The sequence below is a fragment of the Lysobacter sp. TAB13 genome (assembly GCF_052113885.1).
Taxonomy (GTDB): Bacteria; Pseudomonadota; Gammaproteobacteria; order Xanthomonadales; family Xanthomonadaceae; genus Lysobacter; species Lysobacter gummosus.
This window is the reverse complement of sequence record NZ_JBFRDR010000359.1, coordinates 1-375: the sequence shown is the minus strand read 5'-3', so window position 1 is coordinate 375 and position 375 is coordinate 1. Positions and strand designations below refer to the sequence as shown.

The window sequence follows — 375 nt, the reverse complement described above, 5'->3', positions numbered from 1 at the left end:
GCTGCGCGCCGAGGCGAAGTACGGCGCTCCTCCCGCCGACGGCGTCCCCAATCTGCGACCGGTCGGAGGCGCCGGCAGCCCGCAAGGCACGACGACATCGAACGGCCCTGGGGGCGGCAAGGGCGGAACAGGTGGCGGCGGAGGGGGCGGTGGCGGCGGAGGCCGATCACCGCTCGAACAACGCCTCGGGGATCGCGATTTCCAGCAGGTCCTCGGCAAAGGGCTCGCGGAGGCGCGCCACAACTTGGTGATCGTCGCGATCTTTTCGATCGTCGTGAACACGCTGGTGCTGGCTGTCCCGATCTATCTGTTCCAGATGTCGGACAGGGTGCTGACCAGCCGCAGCCTCGATACGCTGGTGATGCTCTCGGTCAT

The 375-nt window shown here is 68.0% G+C and carries 1 protein-coding gene; it reads left to right on the top strand.

Going from position 1 to position 375, the window contains the following annotated elements:
* On the top strand, window positions 1-375 hold a 375-nt coding region (locus AB4Y92_RS26530; RefSeq protein WP_441822335.1), incomplete at both ends, for a hypothetical protein.